Origin of the sequence: Sphingomonas caeni, from assembly GCF_026013415.1 — a bacterium.
Lineage (GTDB): Bacteria > Pseudomonadota > Alphaproteobacteria > Sphingomonadales > Sphingomonadaceae > Sphingomonas > Sphingomonas caeni.
In genome coordinates, this window is record NZ_JAPDOK010000011.1 from 1 (window position 1) to 20,751 (window position 20,751).

At 67.3% G+C, this 20,751-nt stretch carries 21 protein-coding genes; 3 read left to right on the top strand and 18 right to left on the bottom strand.

Features of this window, described 5'->3' with window-relative positions; all coding sequences use genetic code 11:
- Window positions 1–93 precede the first annotated feature (93 nt).
- Genes OF829_RS19055 through OF829_RS19085 form a run of 7 tightly spaced genes read right to left on the bottom strand, consistent with a single transcriptional unit; the run spans window position 94 to window position 6,933 of the window.
- Window positions 94–654 carry a WcaF family extracellular polysaccharide biosynthesis acetyltransferase gene (locus tag OF829_RS19055; RefSeq protein WP_264941779.1) on the bottom strand — a complete coding sequence of 187 codons (561 nt, stop codon included), beginning with the start codon at window positions 652–654 and terminating at the stop codon, window positions 94–96.
- 3 nt (window positions 655–657) lie between these two features.
- Entirely contained in the window at window positions 658–1,746 is a 1,089-nt protein-coding gene (locus OF829_RS19060) for a glycosyltransferase (protein ID WP_264941780.1), read from the bottom strand.
- Window positions 1,743–3,080 (bottom strand): O-antigen ligase family protein, encoded by a 1,338-nt coding sequence (locus tag OF829_RS19065; RefSeq protein WP_264941781.1) that lies wholly within the window; start codon window positions 3,078–3,080, stop codon window positions 1,743–1,745. Before OF829_RS19065 ends, OF829_RS19060 begins: the two co-directional genes overlap by 4 nt.
- Window positions 3,077–3,715, bottom strand: coding sequence for a class I SAM-dependent methyltransferase (locus tag OF829_RS19070; protein WP_264941782.1), 639 nt, complete (start codon window positions 3,713–3,715; stop codon window positions 3,077–3,079). Before OF829_RS19070 ends, OF829_RS19065 begins: the two co-directional genes overlap by 4 nt.
- Window positions 3,708–4,895 carry a glycosyltransferase family 4 protein gene (locus OF829_RS19075; RefSeq protein WP_264941783.1) on the bottom strand — a complete coding sequence of 396 codons (1,188 nt, stop codon included), beginning with the start codon at window positions 4,893–4,895 and terminating at the stop codon, window positions 3,708–3,710. Before OF829_RS19075 ends, OF829_RS19070 begins: the two co-directional genes overlap by 8 nt.
- Window positions 4,892–6,013, bottom strand: a complete 1,122-nt coding sequence (locus tag OF829_RS19080) for a glycosyltransferase family 4 protein (RefSeq protein ID WP_264941784.1) — start codon at window positions 6,011–6,013, stop codon at window positions 4,892–4,894. The genes OF829_RS19075 and OF829_RS19080 overlap by 4 nt, the downstream gene beginning before the upstream one ends.
- 8 nt (window positions 6,014–6,021) lie before the next feature.
- Window positions 6,022–6,933: an NAD-dependent epimerase/dehydratase family protein gene (locus OF829_RS19085; RefSeq protein WP_264941785.1), complete on the bottom strand. Its 912-nt coding sequence runs from the start codon at window positions 6,931–6,933 to the stop codon at window positions 6,022–6,024.
- A 115-nt stretch (window positions 6,934–7,048) separates the two neighbouring features.
- On the opposite strand from OF829_RS19085, the gene OF829_RS19090 reads away from it, so the two are divergent.
- The gene (locus tag OF829_RS19090) at window positions 7,049–8,158 is read left to right on the top strand and encodes a glycosyltransferase family 4 protein (protein WP_264941786.1); all 1,110 of its coding nucleotides are present in this window, start codon (window positions 7,049–7,051) and stop codon (window positions 8,156–8,158) included.
- A 229-nt stretch (window positions 8,159–8,387) separates the two neighbouring features.
- Here OF829_RS19090 and OF829_RS19095 read toward each other — a convergent pair whose 3' ends face one another.
- The 11 genes from OF829_RS19095 to OF829_RS19145 all read right to left on the bottom strand — a co-directional run bounded on the left by OF829_RS19095 (window position 8,388) and on the right by OF829_RS19145 (window position 19,246).
- A complete protein-coding gene (locus OF829_RS19095; protein WP_264941787.1) occupies window positions 8,388–9,539 on the bottom strand; it encodes a glycosyltransferase in 1,152 nt (383 codons plus the stop codon).
- Window positions 9,539–10,675 carry an N-acetyl sugar amidotransferase gene (locus OF829_RS19100; protein ID WP_264941788.1) on the bottom strand — a complete coding sequence of 379 codons (1,137 nt, stop codon included), beginning with the start codon at window positions 10,673–10,675 and terminating at the stop codon, window positions 9,539–9,541. Before OF829_RS19100 ends, OF829_RS19095 begins: the two co-directional genes overlap by 1 nt.
- Complete coding sequence (locus OF829_RS19105; protein ID WP_264941789.1) at window positions 10,675–11,454, bottom strand: AglZ/HisF2 family acetamidino modification protein; 780 nt, start codon at window positions 11,452–11,454, stop codon at window positions 10,675–10,677. The genes OF829_RS19100 and OF829_RS19105 overlap by 1 nt, the downstream gene beginning before the upstream one ends.
- Complete coding sequence (hisH, locus tag OF829_RS19110; RefSeq protein WP_264941790.1) at window positions 11,451–12,065, bottom strand: imidazole glycerol phosphate synthase subunit HisH; 615 nt, start codon at window positions 12,063–12,065, stop codon at window positions 11,451–11,453. Before hisH ends, OF829_RS19105 begins: the two co-directional genes overlap by 4 nt.
- Window positions 12,062–13,288 (bottom strand): glycosyltransferase, encoded by a 1,227-nt coding sequence (locus OF829_RS19115; RefSeq protein ID WP_264941791.1) that lies wholly within the window; start codon window positions 13,286–13,288, stop codon window positions 12,062–12,064. The genes hisH and OF829_RS19115 overlap by 4 nt, the downstream gene beginning before the upstream one ends.
- Window positions 13,285–13,995 (bottom strand): class I SAM-dependent methyltransferase, encoded by a 711-nt coding sequence (locus tag OF829_RS19120; RefSeq protein WP_264941792.1) that lies wholly within the window; start codon window positions 13,993–13,995, stop codon window positions 13,285–13,287. Before OF829_RS19120 ends, OF829_RS19115 begins: the two co-directional genes overlap by 4 nt.
- A complete protein-coding gene (locus OF829_RS19125; protein ID WP_264941793.1) occupies window positions 13,995–15,242 on the bottom strand; it encodes an ABC transporter ATP-binding protein in 1,248 nt (415 codons plus the stop codon). The genes OF829_RS19120 and OF829_RS19125 overlap by 1 nt, the downstream gene beginning before the upstream one ends.
- A complete protein-coding gene (locus OF829_RS19130) occupies window positions 15,242–16,129 on the bottom strand; it encodes an ABC transporter permease (RefSeq protein ID WP_264941794.1) in 888 nt (295 codons plus the stop codon). The genes OF829_RS19125 and OF829_RS19130 overlap by 1 nt, the downstream gene beginning before the upstream one ends.
- On the bottom strand, window positions 16,090–17,931 hold the full coding sequence (gene asnB, locus OF829_RS19135; protein WP_264941795.1) for an asparagine synthase (glutamine-hydrolyzing): 1,842 nt from the start codon (window positions 17,929–17,931) through the stop codon (window positions 16,090–16,092). Before asnB ends, OF829_RS19130 begins: the two co-directional genes overlap by 40 nt.
- A 69-nt stretch (window positions 17,932–18,000) precedes the next feature.
- Window positions 18,001–18,180, bottom strand: a complete 180-nt coding sequence (locus OF829_RS19140) for a hypothetical protein (protein WP_264941797.1) — start codon at window positions 18,178–18,180, stop codon at window positions 18,001–18,003.
- Between the two features lie 13 nt (window positions 18,181–18,193).
- A complete protein-coding gene (locus tag OF829_RS19145; protein WP_264941798.1) occupies window positions 18,194–19,246 on the bottom strand; it encodes a hypothetical protein in 1,053 nt (350 codons plus the stop codon).
- Window positions 19,247–19,422: 176 nt separating this feature from the next.
- Here OF829_RS19145 and OF829_RS19150 point away from each other — a divergent pair, with 176 nt between their 5' ends.
- Window positions 19,423–19,821 (top strand): hypothetical protein, encoded by a 399-nt coding sequence (locus OF829_RS19150; RefSeq protein ID WP_264941799.1) that lies wholly within the window; start codon window positions 19,423–19,425, stop codon window positions 19,819–19,821.
- 63 nt (window positions 19,822–19,884) lie between these two features.
- The gene (gene galU, locus OF829_RS19155; protein ID WP_264941800.1) at window positions 19,885–20,748 is read left to right on the top strand and encodes a UTP--glucose-1-phosphate uridylyltransferase GalU; all 864 of its coding nucleotides are present in this window, start codon (window positions 19,885–19,887) and stop codon (window positions 20,746–20,748) included.
- Window positions 20,749–20,751: the final 3 nt, after the last annotated feature.

Below are 20,751 nucleotides of genomic sequence, written 5' to 3' on the forward strand. Positions count from 1 at the left end.
CGACATAGCCGAGGCCGATGATGCCGATGGTGAAGTCGCGCTGGTCCACCTTCTCGAGAAGCCGGTCGAGCATCGGGGCAGGGGTTCCTTGCGTCATGGCGCGATCGCGCGCTGCTTGATGGGGAGGGCGGGGGCCCCCGCATAGACGGTCCATGCGTCGAGGTCGCGCGTCGCGACGCTGCCGAGTCCGAGAACGGCACCGCGGCCGATGGTGACGCCCGGGCCGACCACCGCCCTGGCCGCGACCCAGGCGCCGGGCTCGAGCGTGATGGGGCGCGTGATCAGGTCGAAGCCCCGGGCGGACCAGTCATGGCTGCCGGTGCACAGATAGGCGCCCTGCGACACGCAGCAGTCGGCGCCGATGGTCACGGGGGCGAGATTGTCGATCCACGCCCGCTCGCCGATCCAGCTATTGTCGCCGATCGCCAGCCGCCACGGGAATTTGACGCGAACGCCGGGCTTGAGGACGACCTTCGCGCCGATCTTCGCGCCGAACAGCGAAAGCAGCGCGCGGCGGTGCCAGCTGCCGGGCAGGAATGAGGAGACGAAGATCGCCTCGACGAGAATCCACAGCAGTTCGACCAGCGCCGGACGGCCGCGCGTGAAATCCGCGGGCGGGCGATAGGCGCCGAGATCGGGGACGGGGTCGGCCACGCGTCAGGGCGCCAGCAGCGCGTCGTAATGGCGGTGAAACTGCATTGCGATACCGCCCCATTCGAACCGCTCCGCCACCATGGCGGCGCCCCTTTCGCCCATCGCGCGCCGCGTCGCGACCGGACAGGCGATCGCGGCGCGGAGCCCTTCGAGGATCGCATCCTCCTCCGGATCGACCCACCAGCCGCAATCCTGCGTAACCAGCAGCTCCCAGGGCGCGCCCCGCGTGGTGAGCACCGGGACCTCATAGGCGAGCGCTTCCGCCACCGCCACGCCGAAATTCTCGCTATGGGTGGGGAGGACGAACAGGTCCGCGGTCTGGAACAGCGCGTCCTTTTCGGCCCCATAGACGGGGCCGCGCAGATGGACCTCGGCGCCGAGGCCCAGTTCGGCGATCAGCGCGGCGATCTCGGCGGCGTGGCCGTCCTCGTCGGGGCCCGCAATGACGAGCTGCCAGCCCCGGGGGCCAAGGCGGCCCCAGGCGCGGACCAGCATCGGCAGGCCCTTTTTCGGGTGGATGCGGCTGACGAACAACGCGGTGCGCAGTCCGCGCGGGGTGGGAGCGACGCGGTCCGTCGCGGCGTGATCGGGGAGCGAGACGCCGTTGGCGACCACGGCGAAATTGCCCTTGAGGCCGAGCGCGCGGGCGTTGGTCTCTTCCGCCTCGGCAGTGGCGTGGAGCAGATCGGCGGTGGCGAGATCGCGGCGCTGGTAGAGCGCCCAGGCGATGCGCTTCTTGAGGCGGCGATGGTTGATCGCCCAGGGTTCGAGCATGCCCCTGAGGCTCACCGCGCGCGGGATGCGGCGCCTGCGGGCAACGCCGGCGATGGCGTGGTTGTGGGGGAGCCAGATGCCGTTGTCGTGAATGATGTCGGGCGTGCCGAACCGGTCCAGCGCCTCGCCCAGCGTGCCGGAAAGCGGGGTCAGGCCGGGCTCGGCGGGGACGGTGGGCGAGGCGGTGGCGGTGCCGTCGGGCGACCAGAGGCCGACCGCGATCCCGCGCCGGGCCAGCGCCGCGCCGAGTGCAGGAACCGAATAAGCGGGACCTCCGGTATCCGGATCGAAGCTCGCGCCCGCGAGGAACAGCCTCATCGCGCCGGCAGCGCGGCGCCGGCGGGGTACGGCATCGGCGGGACCTCGCGGCGGATCACCGCGCGGATCTTCACCTGGGTCTGATGGTGGATCATCCACACCCAGGTCCAGAACAGCAGCATGTTCGCATTGCCGGCCGCCAGCAGCCAGGATTCGAATACGGCATGGCCGAGCGCACCGACCACCAGCGCGAAGGGCAGGGCGGCGAGCGGCCAGCTCTCGCGCGGGAGCACGCGGGCGCGGCCCGAATGGGCGATCGCGCGGATGAGCGTGAAGCCGATGGCGGTGAGGAGGCTGATCAGCCCGAAGATGCCGAGCTCGACCATCGCCATGATGTAGGAGGAGTGGAAGTGCAGCCCCTGGTGCCGCACGAACTTATAGGCCTCCGCCCTAATCAGATCCTGCGAGGTGCCCAGCCCATAGCCGGTCACGGGCCGTTTCTGGAACAGGTCCCAGCCGATCCGCCAGACCTCTTCGCGGCCGCTCAAGGGGCTGATGCCGACGTCGCGGATCGACCAGTTGAGGCCCAGGGTCTGGATCATGTAGATCTTGATCGGATACCACCAGCCGATCAGGATGATCAGCCCCACCATCGCCAGCAGCACGGTGAATCCGGGCCCGCGCCGGTACATCCAGAAGGCGCCCATCGACAGGCCGATCCAGATCACCGCGGCGCGCGAATTGGTCGCCCAGACGAGGAAGAAGCCGACAATGAAGAAGGCCGCGTGCCAGACCACCCAGCCTGGCCGCCGCTCGATGCAACCGGCGAGGAAGATCACCAGCGACGGCGCCAGGATCATGCCGAGCGTGTTGGGATTGTCGGTCCAGGCGGTCAGGCCCGCTCCGCGCCCGAGGTTCAATCCGGCGAGGACGAAGAGCACGGTGATGACGATCATGACCCGCCCGAAGGTCGCCAGCAGCTCGAAATAGGCGCGGCGCGAATCGGTCGCGACGACCAGCGCCGAGACGACATAGCCGACAAGGATCGTGCCACCGACGGTGATGAGCGAAAGCAGGCTGAAGCCGCGATCGACGCTGCTCCAGATGGTCATCACCCCGACGACGAACAGTGCCGACATCGGCAGCATCACAGCCACCGGAAGCGTCGGAGAGGGGCGCGCCGCGAGGATATAGGCCGAGGTCATCAGCAGCAGGATGAGCGGCACCCACTTGGCCTGGATCAGCAGCGCGGTGAGCGGCGACGAGAAGGCGTTGGCGAGATAGAAGGCGATCAGCGTCAACACCAACACCGCCAGGAAACGCGGCGGCATCCGCGGGGACCGCTGCACGGCCTGATCGAGACCGAGCAAGGTGGGGAACAGCTTGTTGCTCACGGCTTGCGGCACTCGATTCCGAGACAGTCGATCCAGCGGCTCTCATCCTCGATGGCGGAGAGGGCGGGGTTGGCGTTGTCGCCGAACTGCGCGCGCCGGATCGCGATGAAACCCGTGGCGGCCAGTTCGCTCGCGAGCGACCTGTAATCCCACATCCAGCGATGCTGCGCGTTGCCCAGCATGTCGCGGATCGAGGCGCCGAGTCCGCGCGGGCGGGTTTCCTGGCCCATGATCGTATCGCGGACGAACTTGACCGCGGCATCGTCGTCGTTGCTCGCCTTGTACTGATCGATCAGCACCTCGAGATCGGGGACGACCAGCCGGAAGATGCCGCCGGGCTGGAGGATGCGGAAGGTCTCGGCGAGCGCGGCGCGGAAGCCGTCGAGCGGGAGATGCTCGAGCACATGCGAGCAATAGACCAGCTCCGCGGCATTGTCCGCGACCGGCAGGCGGCGGGTGACATCGCCGAACTCGGCATTCTCCGGAAAGGGCGCGCCCACCCGGCGCAGCAGCAGCCCGAGCAGCGGCAGCCTTTTGGCGCGCAGCGTCGGCGAGGCGTCGAAGTTGCGCCAGCCGGCGGGCGCCGAAAGCCCGCAGCCATATTGAACGAAACGATTGGTGGCGGCGTCAGCCATTCAAGCTTTCCTCGGTCCGCTGCTTCGTCGCCGCCAATGCGCCCGAAATCAAGTTGTTCGCGGCGAATTCCTCGCCCTGGGCGATCGCGGTCGCGCGCGCGGCGGCGCCGAGGCCGGCGGCGAGCGCGGGATCGGCGAGCAGTTTCTCGATCGCCTGGGCATAGCCGCCGATCTCGCCTACGGGCACGAGATAGCCATTCTCGCCATCCTGGACGAGCTCGGTCGCCGCGCCGACACGGTCGGAGGAGATGACCGGCGTGCCCGCCGCCATCGCCTCGTTCACCACCGCGCCCCAGGGCTCGTGCGACGAGGGCAGGATCATCGCGGTGGCGATCGACATCAGCCCGGCGATCAACGCCGGATCCTTGAGCCAGCCGGTAAAGATCACGCGCGGATCGCCCGCCGAGGCCTCGCGCAGCACGCCCATCTGGTCGCCATCGCCGACGATGACGAGCACCGCATCCTCGGCGCTCCTCGCCCGGCGGAAGGCCTTGATCGCATCGAGCGGGCGCTTGGCGTCGATCAGCCGGCCGACGAAGAGCAGGATCGGCGCGTTCGAGGGGATGCCGAGTTCGGCGCGGAGCGGTCCCTCGCCGCCGACCTCGGCCAGGCGCTTTGCCTCGGCGACGATCGTGCTGGTGTCGGGGGTGTTCGGGAAGAAATGCATCGGCGCGTTGCTCGGGCCGAAACGCGCGAGATAATCGCCCGCCTCACGCCCGACCGGAAGGCCGAACGCCATGCCGCGCACCATCCAGCCCGCCACCACGCGCTTGACGAACCAGCGCCAGCCGCTGGTCGAGGAGCTGCGCGCGCTGGTCTCGCAGCTGATGCCGTAGGGGACGCCGTTGCGGCGGCACCAGCGCGCCGCCGCCCACATCGTCGGATGGACATAGCCGGAAAGGATCACGACGTCGGGCTTGAATGCCGCGAGCGCATTGCCGACGCCGGGGTTCCATTTGATCGAGAAGGGATTGACCTGTCCGGCGGGGCGCCACTGATGGCCTTCGAGGATATCGGGCTTCAAATCGCCGAAATCGAGCGTCCAGTCGCGCCCGGGTTCGCTTCGTGCGCAATAGGCGAGGCGGAATGCGCCGGGCCATTCGTCGGCGACGCGCTTCTGGACGCCCAGCCGATAGGGCGTGGGGATATCGTCGAGATAGTAGAGGCGCTTGCCCGTCATGCGCGCACCCTAAGCCGGCGCTCGATCGTGTCGAGCGTGGCGCGAGCGACCTGCTGCCAGGTGAAGCGCGCCTCGACGCGGCGGCGCGAGACTTCGCCCATGCCTTCCCGGGCATCGGTGGGGAGCGCGAGGAAGGCGCGGATCGCCTGCGCGAGCGCTTCGCTCGATCCCGGGGCAACGACGAAACCATTATCCTTGCCGACCATCGTCGTCACCGCGCCGATATCGGTCGCGATCACCGGCAGGCGACAGGCCATCGCCTCGAGGATCACCGTCGGCATGCCTTCATAGAGGCTGGCAAAGATGAAGCCGTCGCTGGCGTGGTAGCGCGCGAACAGCTCGGCATCGTCGAGGCGGCCGGCGAATTCGATGCTCGGGCCGGCGAAGCGCGCCTTGAGATCGTCGCCGAGGGGCCCCGAACCGACGATGGTGAGGTGCGCGCCCTCGATCCCGGCGAACGCCTCGCAGAGATAGGCGACGCCCTTGTTGTGTTCGAGCCGCCCGACAAAGACGAAGCGGGCCGGGCCGGGTTCGGGTCTGGTGCCGGCGGGAAAGCTGTCGATGTAGTCGAGGTCGACCGCGTTGGGCAGGACATCGACCTTGTCGTCGGGGACGCCGAGGAAATCGCGCACCTCTTGGGTCATGCCCCCGCCCAGCGAGACGGTGCGGTCCGCCAGCCGCGCCTGTTTGCGCCCGGCCCAGCGCATCGGGAGCGACTTGAGCGTCTGGGTGAGGCCGACGGTCTTGAACATCTCCAGCCCGTGGGGATTGTAGAGCGTGAGCGCCTTGGGACCCTTGCCGGCCAGATAGGCCCAGCCGTTGAAGCCCTGGCAATAGACCGCGTCGAAGTTCCCCGCAGCGAGATGCGGCGCGGCGAGCTTCGAGAAAAGATAGTTGGCGCGCAGCCAGAGGCGCGATTGCGGCCAGGGGAATTGGGTGAGTTTGTACGGGTTGCCCGCCGCGGCGAAGGCCGCCGCCTGATCGGGCTCCAGCGCGGGGATCACCACCTCAACCTCCGCTCCCAGGGCCGCCATGTGCGTCGCCAGGAAATGGGTATGGCGCTCCATCCCGCCCATCAGGAACGGAAAGATGCCGTGATTGATGATCGCGACGCGCATCGCCGGAGTCAGGCCACCAGCTCGGCAAGGGTGCGTTCGAGGGGGATTTCGGGCTTCCAGCCGGTCGCATGGTTGAGCTTGGCGATGCCCGCGAGCAGGCTGGGGCGCTCGACCTTGCGGACACGGGCCTGGTCCTGGACGATCTCGATCTTCTCGCCGAGCGCGGCCGAGAACATGTCGACCACGTCCACGACGCTGTACTGCCGGTTCGCGCCGATGTTGAACACGTCGGAGCCGGTTGCGACATGGTCGCTCGCGGCGAGGATCGCGCGGGCCATGTCGCGCGCGTCGATATAGTCGCGGCGCGGATCGAGATTGCCGAGCGCGATCGTGCGCTTGCCCGCGATCAGCTGGACCATGATGTCGGGCAGCAGATGCGGGTTGGTCTCGCGGTGGCCGACCGCGTTGAACAGGCGGCCGACCGCGACCGCCTTGCGGTGCGCGGCGCCCCAGCCGCGCACCAGCGCCTCGCCCGCGGCCTTGGTGGCGCCATAGACGTCCATCGGGTCGATCGGGTCGGTCTCGAGATGCTCGCCTTCCTTGGGGGGATAGACCGCCGCGGTCGAGGCGAAGAACAGGCGTTCCGCGGGCGTGCCGGCCAGCGCATCGAGCAGGTTCTGCGTGCCCTGGATGTTGATCATCACCGATTCGGTCGGGTGCTCGTTGCAATAGGGGATGAAGTGGATCGCGGCGAGGTGGAAGACCCGCTCGGGCGCGAGCCCGGCGACGGTCTTCGCCATCCAAGCCGCGTCGCGCAGGTCGCCCTCATGAACCTGCTTCACGGGCAGGCCGGGCAGATGCTCGCGCCGCCCGTTGAAGAAATTGTCGATGACATGAACCTCGTCACCGCGCGCCATCAGCTCGTCCACGACATGCGACCCGATGAACCCCGCACCGCCGGTAACAAGAACTCGCTGCATGTGATCCTCTGGCTGGCCCCGCGGCGCGAACGGCCCGGCAGGGGCGCTATAGTCAGGAAGTGTCCGTGGAGAAAGGACTATGCGCGGCCCGCATGGCCCCGCTATCTGCCGCGCCATGATCCGGGTCGGCTATACCCAGCGCCACTATGCCGCGGCGCGCAACTTCGTCGAGGCGCAGACGCCGGGCGTCGAGCTGGTGCGCGCGGGGAATGTGTTTCGCTATCCCGATTACGCGCTGTTCAAGGCGTTCGGACATGTCGATCCGCTGCTGGGGAACCTGCATTGGGGCGGGGGCGGGGTCGATCTGCTCCATTTCTTCAACACGATGAGCCTGGGCCGGACGCCGTGGGTGACGACGTTCGAAACCATCCTGCCGCGCTGGACCGAGACACGCGGCTGGGCGGTGCGGCCGGGGCTCAGGCTGCTTGCGGGGAAGCCTTGCCGGCGGCTGATCGCGCTTTCGCAATGTGCGGCGGATTTTCAGCGGGGGTTTCTCGCCGACACGCCCGATATGGCCGAGGCGATCCGGGCGAAGGTGACGGTGCTCCATCCGCCGCAGCGGTTGCTGGCGGATGCGCCTGCGGCGGCGGAAGCGACGATCCGGCTGGCGATTGTCGGGGCCGATTTTTTCCGCAAGGGGGGGCGCGAGGTGCTGCGCGCGGTCGATCGCTTGCTGGCAGAGGGCGCACCGCTGCACCTGACGATCGTCTCGACCATGGCGATCGGGGACTATGCGACGCATGCGACGGCAGAGGATCTGGCCGAGGCGAGGCGGGTGATCGCGAAATGGCCCGGCGCGATCGAGCGTATCGCGCGCTTGTCCAATGATGCGGTGCTCGACCTGTTCCGCCGCAGCCATGTCGCACTGCTGCCGACCTGGGCGGAGACCTATGGCTATTCGGTGCTTGAGGCGCAGGCGGCGGGGTGCCCCGTGCTCACCACCGACATCCGCGCGCTGACCGAGATCAATGACGACGCGGCCGGCTGGGTAATCGCGGTGCCGAAACTGGCGAACGGCAATGGGGTGATCGGGACGGCGGCGGAGCGGGCGGTGTTCGCGGAGCTGCTCGAGGCGGGCATCGAGGCGAAGCTGCGGGCGATTCTGACCGATCCGGGGGTGATTGCGGCAAAAGGTGCGGCGTCATTGGCGCGGATTCGGGCGCAGCATGATCCTGCCGCGCATGGGGAGCGGCTGGCGGAGATTTATCGGGAAGCTTTGACCTAGTTGCGCCCCTGCGAAGGCGGGGCCCCAGCCTTGTCAGTACACGTCCCAGTATGTGAAAGTTGACACTAACTTTACACTGATCGCGCATGTTTCCCACCGCGCGGTTTCCCGGGGGGAACTCCAGGTTCGGCAGGTGCGGACCGACAGGGTCAAAGAGCGGCCGGGGCGACCGGCCGCGCGAGCCAAGCAGGCGAAATCCTACATTGCAAGGGCTTGGGGCCGGCCTCGATTAACCGCCCCCTGCAACGCCAGTCGAGTGCAGACCGTGGCGGGCGGCAACGCTCGCGAGGAATTCGAGGCGATGGGCCTCGATCGCCGTGCCGGTGAGGAAGGTCAGGTCGTCGATCACGCGCCGGTTGGTCCACTCCCGCGCGAAGGCGATGATGCGGCCGATATTGGCGGCGACATTGTCCTCGGCGTTGCCGATCGGGAGGACATAGGGCGCGGTGTTGAGCTCGGCCTGCGCCTCGCGATAGCCGATCACCACCGCGAGCCGGTGCATCAGATAGTCGCGGACCTTGAGCGGGCAGGCCTCTTCCATTGTCTTGCGGTGGAGCGCGAGCGTGCCGAAGCCGATGTCGCAGCGGGCGTAGAGCGTCGAAAGGGCCGCCGCATCGAGCATGCCGTGGAAGGCCATGTTGGCGGGGGCGCCGGGAAAGTCCTTCGCCTCCATGCCCGCGATGTTGAAGCGGCTCTTCGGCATTGCCGCCGCCAGCGGAAAGAGTTTGTCGACGCCGTGCCAATTGGCGTCGGTCCCCAGGGTCATCGGCGATCCGGTGAAGACGAATTCGGGCTCGCTATTGCCGGTGGGGACGGGGTCGAGCGGATCGGCCCAGAGCGGGTTGCCGATGATCGCGGCGGGCTTTTTCGCCCAGGCCTCGTGGTCGGCGATCTCCTGCGTCATGCAGACGAAGCCGCCGACCGAGCCGAGCACGCGGCGGCGGGTCGCTTCCTGGAAGCGGCGGAAGGTGCCGCCCCACAGTGCATTCTCGGCGCCCTCATACGTGTTGATCTCGGCGACCGAGGGCCAGGCACGCAGGATGGAGCCGAGCCCCGGATACCAGGGGCCGTTCTGGCGGTAATAGACGATGTCGGGCGCGAACGCCTTCAGCGCCGCGCGGAGTTTCGGCACGCTGACGATCTTGTTGAGGAAGCCGAGCCGGGCTTTGGGATAACGGTCGAGCTGCGCCTGGGTGAAGCTGCCGATCACCCGGCCGTGCTCGGCGAAGCCCGGCGCAGTGGGGGCGTCGCGGGGCGGGACGACGGTGAAGATCTCCGCATCGTGGCCCGCCGCGCGCCACGCTGCGATCTGGCCGACCATCTTCCGCAACACGCCGCTTTCGGCATAGGGCGGCCATTCGGTGAGATAGGCGATGCGCATCAGCCGCGCGCGCGCTTGACGCTGCGATAGACATTCTTGGCGGCGCGGGCGACCGGGCCTTCGAGCCGTTTCCCCCAGCTGTCGAAATCGTCGAAGAAGGCGGGCGGCGCGGCCATGATCGCGTCGAGCTCGGCGCGGGTGAAGCCCAGTTTTTTGGCGACGAAATCGCAATCCTCCTCCTGCAGCGCCTCGTCATAGGTCGGCTGCTGGAGCTGCGCGCGGGCCTGATCGCGGCTGATCTGGCCGGTCGAGATCAGGCTGGAGAGGTGCATCTTGCGCTTGTCGAAATCGAACTTGCGCGGGAGGTAGACGCCCTGGAACCAGCGCGTGAACACGCTCTCGTGATGCTTGCCGCCATAATCCTTCCAGCCGAGATCGCTCTCGATCCGGGCGAGCGCCTTTTCGCGGCTGTAATCGGCGAAGTTGAGGATATCGATCGTGTCGACGAAGCCGCCGCGGAACAGCTGGAGGAATTGCAGGAAGTTGAGGTGGGGGAAGGTCTTGACCTTGCCCGATCCGAATTTGGCGTGGACGTCGTGGATATAGCCATAATCCATGTGCCCCTGCGACCAGCGCGGGGGATGGTGGCTTTCGGTGTTGACGTTGCCGCCGCGCATCACGGTGCGGATGCCGAACTTCTGCGCGACGCTGAACATGATCGCGTTGATCGCGTGATCGGTGGGGACCTCGACATCGGGGACCGACGCCTTGAGGAAGGCGCGCTGGATGTCCTTATACTCCTCCCAGTCGATGACATGGGTGTAGAGGTCGATATCGAGCGCCTCGATCTGGTGGGCGATGTTGCTGACCGCGATCACCGAGTTCCAGCCATTGTCGAGATGGACCGCGAGCGGGCGCAGGCCGAGGTCCTTGACCAGCCAGGCGGTGTAGCTGCTGTCGACGCCGCCGCTGACGCCGATGATGCAGTCGTACGGCTTGTCGCGGTTCTGGCGCTTGATGTCCTCGGCGATGGCTTCGAGCCGGTTGCGGCCGTCTTCCCCGTGAAACACGTCGGTGGCGATCGCGCGGAGATGCTCGTGGCAATGGTTGCACACGCCGTCGGCGTCGAAGACGATGTCCGGATCGGTGGTGTCCATCACGCAGCGCGCGCAGACGCGGTAGGAGAGGCCGGCCATCAGGCGCTCGTAGGTGCGGCGAGCAATTCCCGCAATCGCGGACGCTTGGGATAGTTGACCAGCACCGCGCGGTGGGGTCCCTTGTAGATGAACAGGCTGCCGGCGGCGGCCGCCGAAGCGCCGGCGTCGATCGCCTGGCGGATATGCGGCAGCTCGCCCGCGCCGCCATGCGCGATGACGGGGATCGGGACGGCGGCGCTGACCGCGCGGACCAGATCGAGGTCGTAGCCCTGGTAGGTGCCCTCGCGATCGACCGAGGTGAGCAGGATCTCGCCCGCGCCGAGATCGGCGGCGCGCTTGGCCAGCTCGACCGGATCGTACGCGGTCTTGCGGCTGCCGCTGCGGATCATCGTGCGGGGCTTGCCGAGCCAGTCCTTGCGGACGTCGATCCCGGCGACCACCGCCTGCTCGCCGAACGTGTCGGCGATCTCGCGGACCAGCTCGGGCTTTTCGACCAAAGCGGTGGTGAGCGCGACCTTCTCGACGCCGGATTTGAACAGGCGCGCGGCTTGTTCGAAGCTCGTCACTCCGCCGCCATAGCAGATCGGCATGAACGCCTCGCCGGCGATCTCGGCGATGCGTTCGTACTGGGGCTCCCGGCCCCTGGGGGTCGCGTCGATATCGAGGAAGATCAGCTCGTCGACCTCGAGATCGTTGAACAGGCGGACGGCGTTGATCGGGTCGCCGATATATTTGGCGTCCTTGAAGCGGACCGTCTTCACCAGCCCCTCGCCGCGCAACAGAAGCGCGGGGATCACGCGGGCGCTGTTGCCGATCACAGGCCGGGCACCTTCTCGATGAAGTTGCGGATGAAGGTGAGGCCGTATTTGTGGCTCTTCTCGGGGTGGCACTGGATGCCCCAGACATTGCCGCGGCGGACCACCGAATCGAACTCGCCGCCATAATCGGTGCGCGCGAGAACGTCCGCGCGATCAGTAGCTTCAGCGTAGTAGCTGTGGACAAAATAGAAGCGGGCTTCGTCCTCGAGGCCCTGGGTGAGGACGTCCGGCCGGGTGAAGTGAAGGTCGTTCCAGCCCATGTGCGGGACCTTGAGCGGGGCGGGCAGGACGAAGCGGCGGACCTCGCCCGCGATCCAGCCCAGCCCGGCGGCATCGCCCTCCTCGCTGTGGCTCAGCAGCAGCTGCATGCCGAGGCAGATGCCGAGGATCGGGGCGCCGCGGGTGTGGGCCGCGTCGAGCGCGGCGCGGATGCCGCTGGCGTTCAACCGCTCCATCGCGCGGCCGAAATGGCCGACGCCGGGGAGGATCAGCTTGGCGGCGGCGGCGATGCGTTCGGGGTCGGCGGAGATCTCGGCCTTGCCGCCCGCCTTTTTACAGATGTTGGCGACCGAGCCGATATTGCCGGCGTCATAATCGACGATGACGATCATGGCGTCACCGGCAGGCTGGCGATGGCGTCGGCGACCTTCGCGGCGTTGGCGCGGATATCGTATTGGGTGCGGACCAGCTCGGCGCTGGCGTGGCGCTTGGCGAGCCTCATCGCAGGGTCCGCCGAGGCGAAAGCGGCGATCGTTGCCCAGATGGCGGCGGGGCTGGCATCGGCGGGGATCAGGCATCCCGTGGCATCGGTGACAAGCTCGCGCGTGCCGCCGACATCGGTGGCGAGTGTGGGGACGCCCGCGGCCATCGCCTCCATGATCGCGACGGGGACGCCCTCGCTCTCGCTGACGTTGAGGAACAGGTCGTAAGGCGTTGATTGATAGTGTTCGGGAACCTCGGGCGGGAGCATCGCGCCCTTGAGTTCGACCGTGACATTGGCGGGGAGCTTGGCAGCGAGCTCGCGCAGGCGCGCGAGTTCGGGGCCGTCGCCGATATGCGTCCAGCGGACCGGGATGGCGGCGGCGGCGAGCGCCTCGGCGATCAGGTGGAGGCGCTTGACGGGCTTGGCGTGGGCGCAGGAGATGAGCTTGAGCACGCCGTCCTCGGCATGCGGGCCCGGCGGGCGCGGGAGGGTGCCGAGGCGGAGGCAGGCGATCTTGTGCGCCTGCGCCGGGAAGCGGCGGGCGAGATCATCGACGCCGTCCTGCGAGACCGGGGCGATCCGGCCCGCCGCGCGGACGATCGCCGAGTGGAAGGGCATGTAGCCGCCATTGGTCTCGGGATAGAGGTCGTAGCGGTGCATCCGCACCAGCGCCGCGGCCTGTTGTTCGCGCGGGAGCAGGGGGAGGATGTCGGCGTAGCCGCGGCCCCAGAAGAAGTAGAGATGGCTGCCCGGAAGCAGCGGCGCGACATGGTTGCGATAGGTATCGCTCGCCATCAGCGCGTTGAGATCGCGCCACGAGCGGGCGAGATACTTGATCCGCGCGGGAGCGAGGCCGGCGTCGTTGAGCGACGGGTGGGTGATCAGGCTCGCGAAATCGCCAAGGCCCAGCCGGCCGCCGGGCGCCTGGCCGGGGGCGAAGATCGGGGGAAGGATGTTGACGTTTACCGGCAGGTTCGGGTCCGGATCGTCGCACAGCGCCAGCCGCGCGGCGACATGGACCTCGTCGAACCGCTCGGCGAACAGCTCCAGCTCGAACCGCTTCCATTCGTCGGCCCGCGCATAGGGGTAGCAATCGGTGAACATCACCAGCCGGGTCACCCTGCCGGTCACGGCGCGAGCAATCCGATCAGCGTCTCGCGCAGCATCGGGTGGCGGCGCTGGAGCCAGCCCTTGATCCCGCGCACCCCCGGCCAATCGACATAGTGGAAGCTGTCGAGCCGCCAGCCCGCGTCATGCGCGACCTTTGCAAGGGTGAAGGGGGTGAACCAGTAGCGATGGTCGGTGTTGATGAACTCGACATCCTTCCGCGCCATCGCGAAATTCTCGAGGAAGAAGGCGTTGGGCACGGTGACCACGAGGTGGCCGATGTTCGCCCCGTATTTCTCGCGCAGCGCGGCGAGGAAGGCGACCGGGTTGGGGACATGTTCGAGGATCTCGCCGAGGATTGCGATGTCCCATTGCGTGTCCCGGATCTCGGGCAGGGCCGCGTCGGCGATGATGTCGTGGACATGGATGTCCGAGATGCCGAGCATGTCGCGGCAATAGGCGACGGCGTCGGCGTTGATGTCGACCCCGAGCACGCGGGTGGCGGCCTTGATCAGGCGGGCGTGGAGCCACTGGTCGATCGGGATCTTGGCCTCGATCGATTCCTGGTGATCGGTGAAGCCGATGTGCAGCACATTCTTGCCGCGCGCGATTTCCTCCAGATAGTCGATCCGGGCGGTGGCGGCGGTGTTCGCGCCGATGATCCTGGCCTTGAGCGAAGGCGAGAATTCGGCGCCGGTGATGAAGGGATCGGCGGATTTGTCGAACTGCATCAGCCTTCCCCCCGCGCGGCGGTGAGGCGGGTGTGGAGCCCTTCGCCGATGAATTCGTAATCGACCTGCGGATAGACCGGCCCCACCCGCGCCGCGGGGAGCTGGACCGCGCTCACCATCCCCTCGATGGCCAGGGTCACGCAATGATCCTCCGAGAAATAGGTGGTGTAGGCGTCGCCGAGGAAGATCGAGACGAGGTACGAGCCGTCGAGCAACCGCGGCTGCGAGATCGTCGCGCGGACGGTGCCGGTGCGGGGGAATTCGAGCCCGGCATAGCTGCCCTCGATCACCGGATTGTGGCCGAGGATCGGGCGGCCATCGGCATCGTGGATGATGTAGCCGAAGCTCGGAATGTCGAGCTGCTTGTCCGCATCGTCATAATCGCATTCGAGGACGATATTGCCGCCCTCCTGCCGCACCGCGACGCGCTTCACGAGCTTGCCGTTCGGGTAGAGTTTCTCGCCCGCCTGGGCGCTGGCGTTGGTGTAATGCTCGATCGCGCCGGCGATGGTGCCCGAAAAGGCGTTGCGGCCGTTCTGGAGGACGAGGCCGTGGGTGCACAGGTCGCGCAGCACATGGATATTGTGGCTGACGAAGATCACCGTGCGGCCCTCGCCCGCGACGTCGCTCATCCGGCCGATGCACTTCTTCTGGAAGTCGCGGTCGCCGACCGCCAGCACCTCGTCGACGATCAGGATTTCGGGCTCGAGATGCGCTGCGACCGAGAATGCGAGGCGGACATACATGCCGCTCGAGTAGCGCTTGACCGGGGTATCGAGGAAACGCTCGACCTCGGCGAAAGCGACGATCTCGTCGAAGCGGCGCTTCGTTTCTTCGCGCTTCATGCCGAGGATTGCGCCGTTGAGGAAGATATTCTCGCGGCCGGTCAGCTCGGGGTGGAAGCCGGTGCCGACCTCGAGCAGGCTGGCGACGCGGCCGCGGATCGTGGCACGGCCTGCGCTCGGATCGGTGACGCGCGACAGCAGCTTGAGCAGGGTCGACTTGCCTGCGCCGTTGCGCCCGAGCACGCCGAGCACCTGGCCCTGCTGGACCTCGAAATCGAGATCCTTGAGCGCCCAGAAGGTCTCGACATTGCCGGCGGCCTTGCCGGTCAGCCTGCGGGCGAGCGCGGCGGGAGCGCGGGCGATCGTGTCGCGCAGCGCCTGGTAGCGCATCCCCTCGTCGCGGTGGAGTAGCCGATAGGATTTACCGAGGCCTTCGGCGTGGATGACGGGGGCGCTGGTCATCAGATGATGTCCGCGAAGGTCTTTTCGGTGCCGCGGAAATAGGCGATCCCGAGCAGCATCATCACCAGTGCGACGCCGATGCTGATCGACAGCGAGACCCAGTCGAGCGGATTGGCGCCGCGCAACAGGCTCCAGCGGAAGGCGTCGATCACCCCCACCATCGGATTGAGCGAGAAGGCGAGCTGGTATTTCTCGGGCACGATGGTGCTGCTGAAGCCGACCGGCGTCACATACATGCCGATCTGGATCATGAAGGGCACGATGTAGCGGAAATCGCGATACTTCACGTTGAGCGCCGAGATCAGTAGCGCCGGACCCATCGACACGAACAGCGCGAGCAGCGTGAACACCGGGAAGAAGATCACCCGCCAATCGGGCAGGAAGCCGTACCAGGCGGCCATCACCACGAAGATGGCGATGCTGATCACGAAATCGATCAGCGCGACCAGGCAGGTCGCGACGGGGATGATGATGCGCGGGAAGTAGATCTTGCCCACCAGGGGCGCGTTGTTGATCAGGCTGTTCGATGCCTCGTTCATGATCCCGGCGAAGAGCAGCCAGGGGAGCATGCCGGCGAGGACGAGCAGCGGATAGGGGGTCGAGCCCTCGCTCGGCAGCTTGGCCAGCACGCCGAAGATGAAGGTGAAGATCAGCATCGTCAGCAGCGGGCGGATGATCGCCCAGCCGCTGCCCAGCACCGCTTGCTTGTAGCGAACCGCGACGTCGCGCCAGGCGAGGATCGCGAGCAGCTCGCGGTACGACCAGACGTCGCGCCAGTAGCGCAGCTTGCTGCCGCCCGGTTCGATGACGAGGAGATGCTTGGAGTTGCTCAAGGTGGGTCCGATGGTCAGGCGGCCGCGCGGGCGGCGGGGGCGGAACCGCCCCATGCCTGTTGCGAGGCGATATGGAAAGCCCAGCGGCGCGCCCAGGGCGCCTTGGGATTGGCGACGAGCCCGGGGGCGCGGCTGCCCGCGATCATCGCCTCGACCCAGTTGCCGACGGGGGTGCCGAAGCCGGTCTTGGCGCGGTGGAGGATCGCGTCGGGGAGCGGCTTTTTCGGGGCGCGCGCGAGCGCCCCCTTGCCGGTGACCGCGCCCGGGCCGACCATCGCGGGGGCGATCGTCTCGAGAAGCTTGGCATCGACCAGCGGCACGCGGACCTCGAGGCTGTGCGCCATGCTCGCCCAGTCGGTGTCCCGGAGCAGCTGGTTGCGCATGTACAGCGATGTTTCGAGCGTCGCGACCTTGCCGAAGGGCGTGGCGGGTTGCGGATCGAAGGCGCGCGCGGCGCCGAACTCGGCGCCGAGCCGATCGAGGCCGGTCTGGAGCACGTCGCGGTCGAGCAGGTCGGTCAGCTCCCAGGGCATGAACAGGCCGCGGCGGAGCAGATAGGCGCCGGTCCAGCTGCCGCCATATTCGAGCATCCCGGCGGCCTTGGGGTTGATCCCCAGCATCTCGGCGCCGAAGCCGCTGAGCACTTGCCTTGCGAGCGTGCCGATGGGGCGCGCGCGGGCGAATTTGGCGGTCCAGCTCGGCAGGTCGCGGAACGAGGGATAGCCGCCGAACAGCTCGTCGCCGCCGAGCCCCGAGACCGCGCCCTTGCAGCCGATCTCGGTCGCGGCCTTGCTGACGAACCAGCTATTGACCCCGTCGATGGAAGGCTGGTCCATCGCGTCGAGGATCTTCGGGAGGTCCGACTGGAACTCGGTTTCCGAGATCAGCCGGATATGGTGCGGCATCTCGTAATGGCGGGCGACCTCCGCCGCGAGGGTGGTTTCGTCGTCGTGGCGGCCGGCGAATTCCTCGAAGCCGAGCGTGACCGTCTGGACGTTGCTCGCCCCGGCATCGCGCATCAGCCCGAGCAAGGCGCCCGAATCGACGCCCGCCGAGAGGAAGCAGCCGATCGGGACGTCCGAGACGAGGTGGTGGGCGACGCTGTCGGCGAGCGCGGCGGCGATCTCCCCTTCGCTCAGCTTGTGTGGTTCGCGTTCGGCGGCGGCGTAGATCTCGGCGACCGAATGGTAGCGCTGGGGCTCGCCCGCGCCGGCCTCGGTGACCAGCATCGTACATCCCGCGGGAAGGGCGAACACGCCCTCGCGGATCGTCCAGGGCTCGGGGACACTGCCCCAGAGATAGAAGCCGGTGAGCGCGGCGGGCTCGATCCCTCCCTTGACCGCGCCGCCCGCCACCAGCGCCTTGACCTGGCTGGCGAAACGGAAGCTGCGGCCATCGTCATGAGTGTAGAGCGGCTTGATGCCGAGCGGGTCGCGGGCGAGGAAAAGCTCGCGCTTTTGCCGGTCCCAGATCGCGAACGCGAACATGCCGCGCAGGTCCCTGACCATCGCCGCGCCCTTGCGGGCATAGAGTTCGAGGATGACTTCGCTGTCCGACTGGGTGCGGAAGACGACGCCCTGGGCCTCGAGATCGGCGCGGAGCGCACGGTAATTGTAGATCTCGCCGTTGAAGACGAGCATCAGCCTGCCCGCGGCGCCCGCCATCGGCTGCAGCCCGCCGTCGGACAGGTCGATAAAGGCGAGGCGGCGGTGGCCCATCCCCATGCGGCCATCGTCCGAGACCCATTCGCCGGTGCCGTCGGGCCCGCGCGCGGCCATACGGTCGCGGGTGCGGATCAGTTCGCCGCGGTCGACCGCGCCGTCGCGCCAGGCGAAAATGCCGTTGATTCCGCACATGGATTCGGATTCGCCCTGCCAGTCTTGGCTTTGCCTTAAGCGGGGCCCCCGTTTACCGCAACGGAAACGCTATGCGTTGGTCTCGGCGGCTTCGGGATGCGCTTCGTTATAGGCGGCTTCCATCTTGGCGGTGATCGAGAGTGCGTCCTTGGCGGCGCGAAGCCCCCCAGCGCGCACCGCGGCATCGAGCAACCCGGCGAGCGCCCGGAATTCGGCCTCGTCGAGCACCACGGTGATCTTCTCCGACATTTTCTTCTCGTGTCTACGCGGCAACGCAGGGAACCTTATAAGCCGTGCCGGCGGCGTCATAGAGCGTCAGGGTCGAATCCGGGGTTATCGTCTCGCTAACCGCGATCTGATCGGTGGTCAGCTTGCCCTGCACCGTGCAGAAATCGCTGTCGTCGGCGAGGCGGCCCTGGATCGCGGTGCCGATGCCCTTGATCGCCGGGCGATCGGGCGCCGCAGCGCCGCCGATCGAAAAGAGATTGGGACCGGCACGGTAGATATAGGCATCGAGCGCCGAATTGCCCGTGCCGAAACCGATAAAGCCGTTATCGTTGCGGTCGAGCCCCTGGAACACGCGCGCCGTCAATTCGCCGGTCACGCGTGTCGATACTCCACGGAACACGCCCGTGGCGCCATAGGCGGAGAGGCTGCGCGCATAGAGGCCGCCCGATCCGTCGAAATAGGCGGTCGTGCTGAAGCTGCCATTGTTCCAAAGGCCGATCTGCAACGCGATCTGGGTAGATACATCAACCGCGACCTGGACCACCGACTCGGCATAGACCGTCTGATTGTGGTTGTTGAACATGATCGGCACGCCCGACGAGCCCGACGCCTCATAGCCGACGAACTGGATGGGGGTGCCGTAGGTCTGGGTCTCGAACTCGTAGCGGCCGTTATTGGCGATGTGGACCATCGTGCCGTTGCTCTCGATCGAGAGGCGGTTGTTGCCCATGCCGCGCAATACGGCAACGCTGTCCGGGTCGCTGCCGATATGATTGGCGTCTTCCCAATAATAGCGGAGCACATGCGCGCCCGCGCCCGTGTTGGTATCGATCTGCGAGGTGAGCCCCATCTCGCCCGAGGCGCCGGCAAGCGCCATGCCGCCGCGCGAGGTGCCCGCCGGGTTGCTGAGATAGGTCTCGCCGGTCTTGAGCACCGTATAGACCGGCGCACCGTTGAGCAGGAATTCGAGGAATTTGGAATCGGCACGCGAGGCGGTATCGGTGATCGCGACCTCGATTCCGCCGAACACCGCCTCCGCGTCGTTCCACGGGTCGCCCACGATGTTCAAGATGTCGAAACCAGCCATCAGCTACCCTCTTTACGTATAGTTACGTAGGCAAGGCGTATCCGGATGTCGATAACGTTGGTGTAACAAATTGTCGCAACTTTGTCGCAACACTGCCGCAATGCCGGGATTGGGTCCGATTTGACATTGGCTGCGAGCCAATACAGGTTCGCCTGCAATCCGCACGGAGCACGCCCATGAACCGCAGACAAGTCCTGTTCGGCGCTGGTGCCACGGCGCTTGCGTTCAGCGGTTTCGTGCCCTGGGCCAGCGCCGAAACCCTCGCCAATGCGCCGATTTCGACGAGCGTGACCTTCGAGGCGTTCACGATGGGAATTCGCGGGACCTATACGCTCAACGGCGTGGTGGCCGGGCTTGCCGGGATCATCCCGCCGCTTGTCCCGGGGGCCACCAGCGGCAGGGTTACGACCGCGGTGGCGCCCGCGGCGATTGTCCAGGAGCCAGCCGCGCCCGCGCCTGCCATTACCGCGCCGGTGCAGGCTCCGGCCCCTGTGCAGGCCGCCCCGGCGCGTCCGCCGATGATGTCGATCGTGCCGGTTCAGCGCGGATCGCGGGCGGCGCAGCCACTCGACTGACATCTGCTTGTTGCGCCGCAGCACGCCGCGCCGTATCAGCGCGCCCCAGCGAGGGAGCAACACATGACGATCAAGCCGCTGCGCAAGGCCGTATTCCCGGTCGGGGGACTCGGAACGCGCTTTTTGCCCGCGACCAAGGCGATGCCCAAGGAGATGCTGCCGGTCGTCGACCGCCCGCTGATCCAGTACGCCGTCGACGAGGCGCTGGAGGCCGGGATCGAGCAGATGATCTTCGTCACCGGCCGCGGCAAGAGCGCGATCGAGGATCATTTCGACATCGCCTATGAGCTCGAGACGACGATGTCGTCGCGCGGCAAGTCGCTCGAGGTGCTCGATGCGACCCGGCTCAAGCCCGGTGCGGTCGCCTATGTCCGCCAGCAGGAGCCGATGGGGCTGGGCCATGCCGTATGGTGCGCGCGCGACATTGTCGGCGACGAGCCGTTCGCGGTGCTGCTCGCCGACGATTTCATGCTCGGGCGGCCGGGCTGCCTCAAGCAGATGGTCGATGCGTACAACAAGGTGGGCGGCAACCTGATCTGTGCCGAGATCGTGCCCGACGACCAGACGCACCGCTATGGCATCATCACGCCGGGCGCCGCCGAAGGCGCGCTGACCGAGGTGAAGGGGCTGGTCGAGAAGCCCGCGCCGGGGACGGCGCCGTCGAACCTGTCGGTGATCGGCCGCTACATCCTCCAGCCCGAGGTGATGCGCGTGCTCGAGGGGCAGGAAAAGGGCGCGGGCGGCGAAATCCAGCTGACCGACGCGATGGCCAAGATGATCGGCGGCCAGGCGTTCCACGGCGTGACCTTCAACGGCGTGCGCTACGATTGCGGCGACAAGGCCGGTTTCATCCAGGCGAACATCGCGGTGGCGCTGGAGCGCGAGGATATCGCGCCGGCGGTGCGGGCGTTCATCGGGAAGCTTTAGGGG

Bases quoted from the DNA above. Each gene is read 5' to 3' on its own strand.
- OF829_RS19085 (WP_264941785.1), bottom strand. From the start codon at position 6,933: ATGCAGCGAGTTCTTGTTACCGGCGGTGCGGGGTTCATCGGGTCGCAT.
- OF829_RS19150 (WP_264941799.1), top strand. From the start codon at position 19,423: ATGAACCGCAGACAAGTCCTGTTCGGCGCTGGTGCCACGGCGCTTGCG.
- OF829_RS19070 (WP_264941782.1), bottom strand. From the start codon at position 3,715: ATGGCTGACGCCGCCACCAATCGTTTCGTTCAATATGGCTGCGGGCTT.
- hisH (WP_264941790.1), bottom strand. From the start codon at position 12,065: ATGATCGTCATCGTCGATTATGACGCCGGCAATATCGGCTCGGTCGCC.
- OF829_RS19125 (WP_264941793.1), bottom strand. From the start codon at position 15,242: ATGACCAGCGCCCCCGTCATCCACGCCGAAGGCCTCGGTAAATCCTAT.
- OF829_RS19140 (WP_264941797.1), bottom strand. From the start codon at position 18,180: ATGTCGGAGAAGATCACCGTGGTGCTCGACGAGGCCGAATTCCGGGCG.
- OF829_RS19060 (WP_264941780.1), bottom strand. From the start codon at position 1,746: ATGAGGCTGTTCCTCGCGGGCGCGAGCTTCGATCCGGATACCGGAGGT.
- OF829_RS19075 (WP_264941783.1), bottom strand. From the start codon at position 4,895: ATGACGGGCAAGCGCCTCTACTATCTCGACGATATCCCCACGCCCTAT.
- OF829_RS19145 (WP_264941798.1), bottom strand. From the start codon at position 19,246: ATGGCTGGTTTCGACATCTTGAACATCGTGGGCGACCCGTGGAACGAC.
- galU (WP_264941800.1), top strand. From the start codon at position 19,885: ATGACGATCAAGCCGCTGCGCAAGGCCGTATTCCCGGTCGGGGGACTC.
- OF829_RS19080 (WP_264941784.1), bottom strand. From the start codon at position 6,013: ATGCGCGTCGCGATCATCAATCACGGCATCTTTCCGTTCCTGATGGGC.
- OF829_RS19090 (WP_264941786.1), top strand. From the start codon at position 7,049: ATGATCCGGGTCGGCTATACCCAGCGCCACTATGCCGCGGCGCGCAAC.
- OF829_RS19095 (WP_264941787.1), bottom strand. From the start codon at position 9,539: ATGCGCATCGCCTATCTCACCGAATGGCCGCCCTATGCCGAAAGCGGC.
- OF829_RS19100 (WP_264941788.1), bottom strand. From the start codon at position 10,675: ATGGCCGGCCTCTCCTACCGCGTCTGCGCGCGCTGCGTGATGGACACC.
- OF829_RS19130 (WP_264941794.1), bottom strand. From the start codon at position 16,129: ATGGGGCGGTTCCGCCCCCGCCGCCCGCGCGGCCGCCTGACCATCGGA.
- OF829_RS19120 (WP_264941792.1), bottom strand. From the start codon at position 13,995: ATGCAGTTCGACAAATCCGCCGATCCCTTCATCACCGGCGCCGAATTC.
- asnB (WP_264941795.1), bottom strand. From the start codon at position 17,931: ATGTGCGGAATCAACGGCATTTTCGCCTGGCGCGACGGCGCGGTCGAC.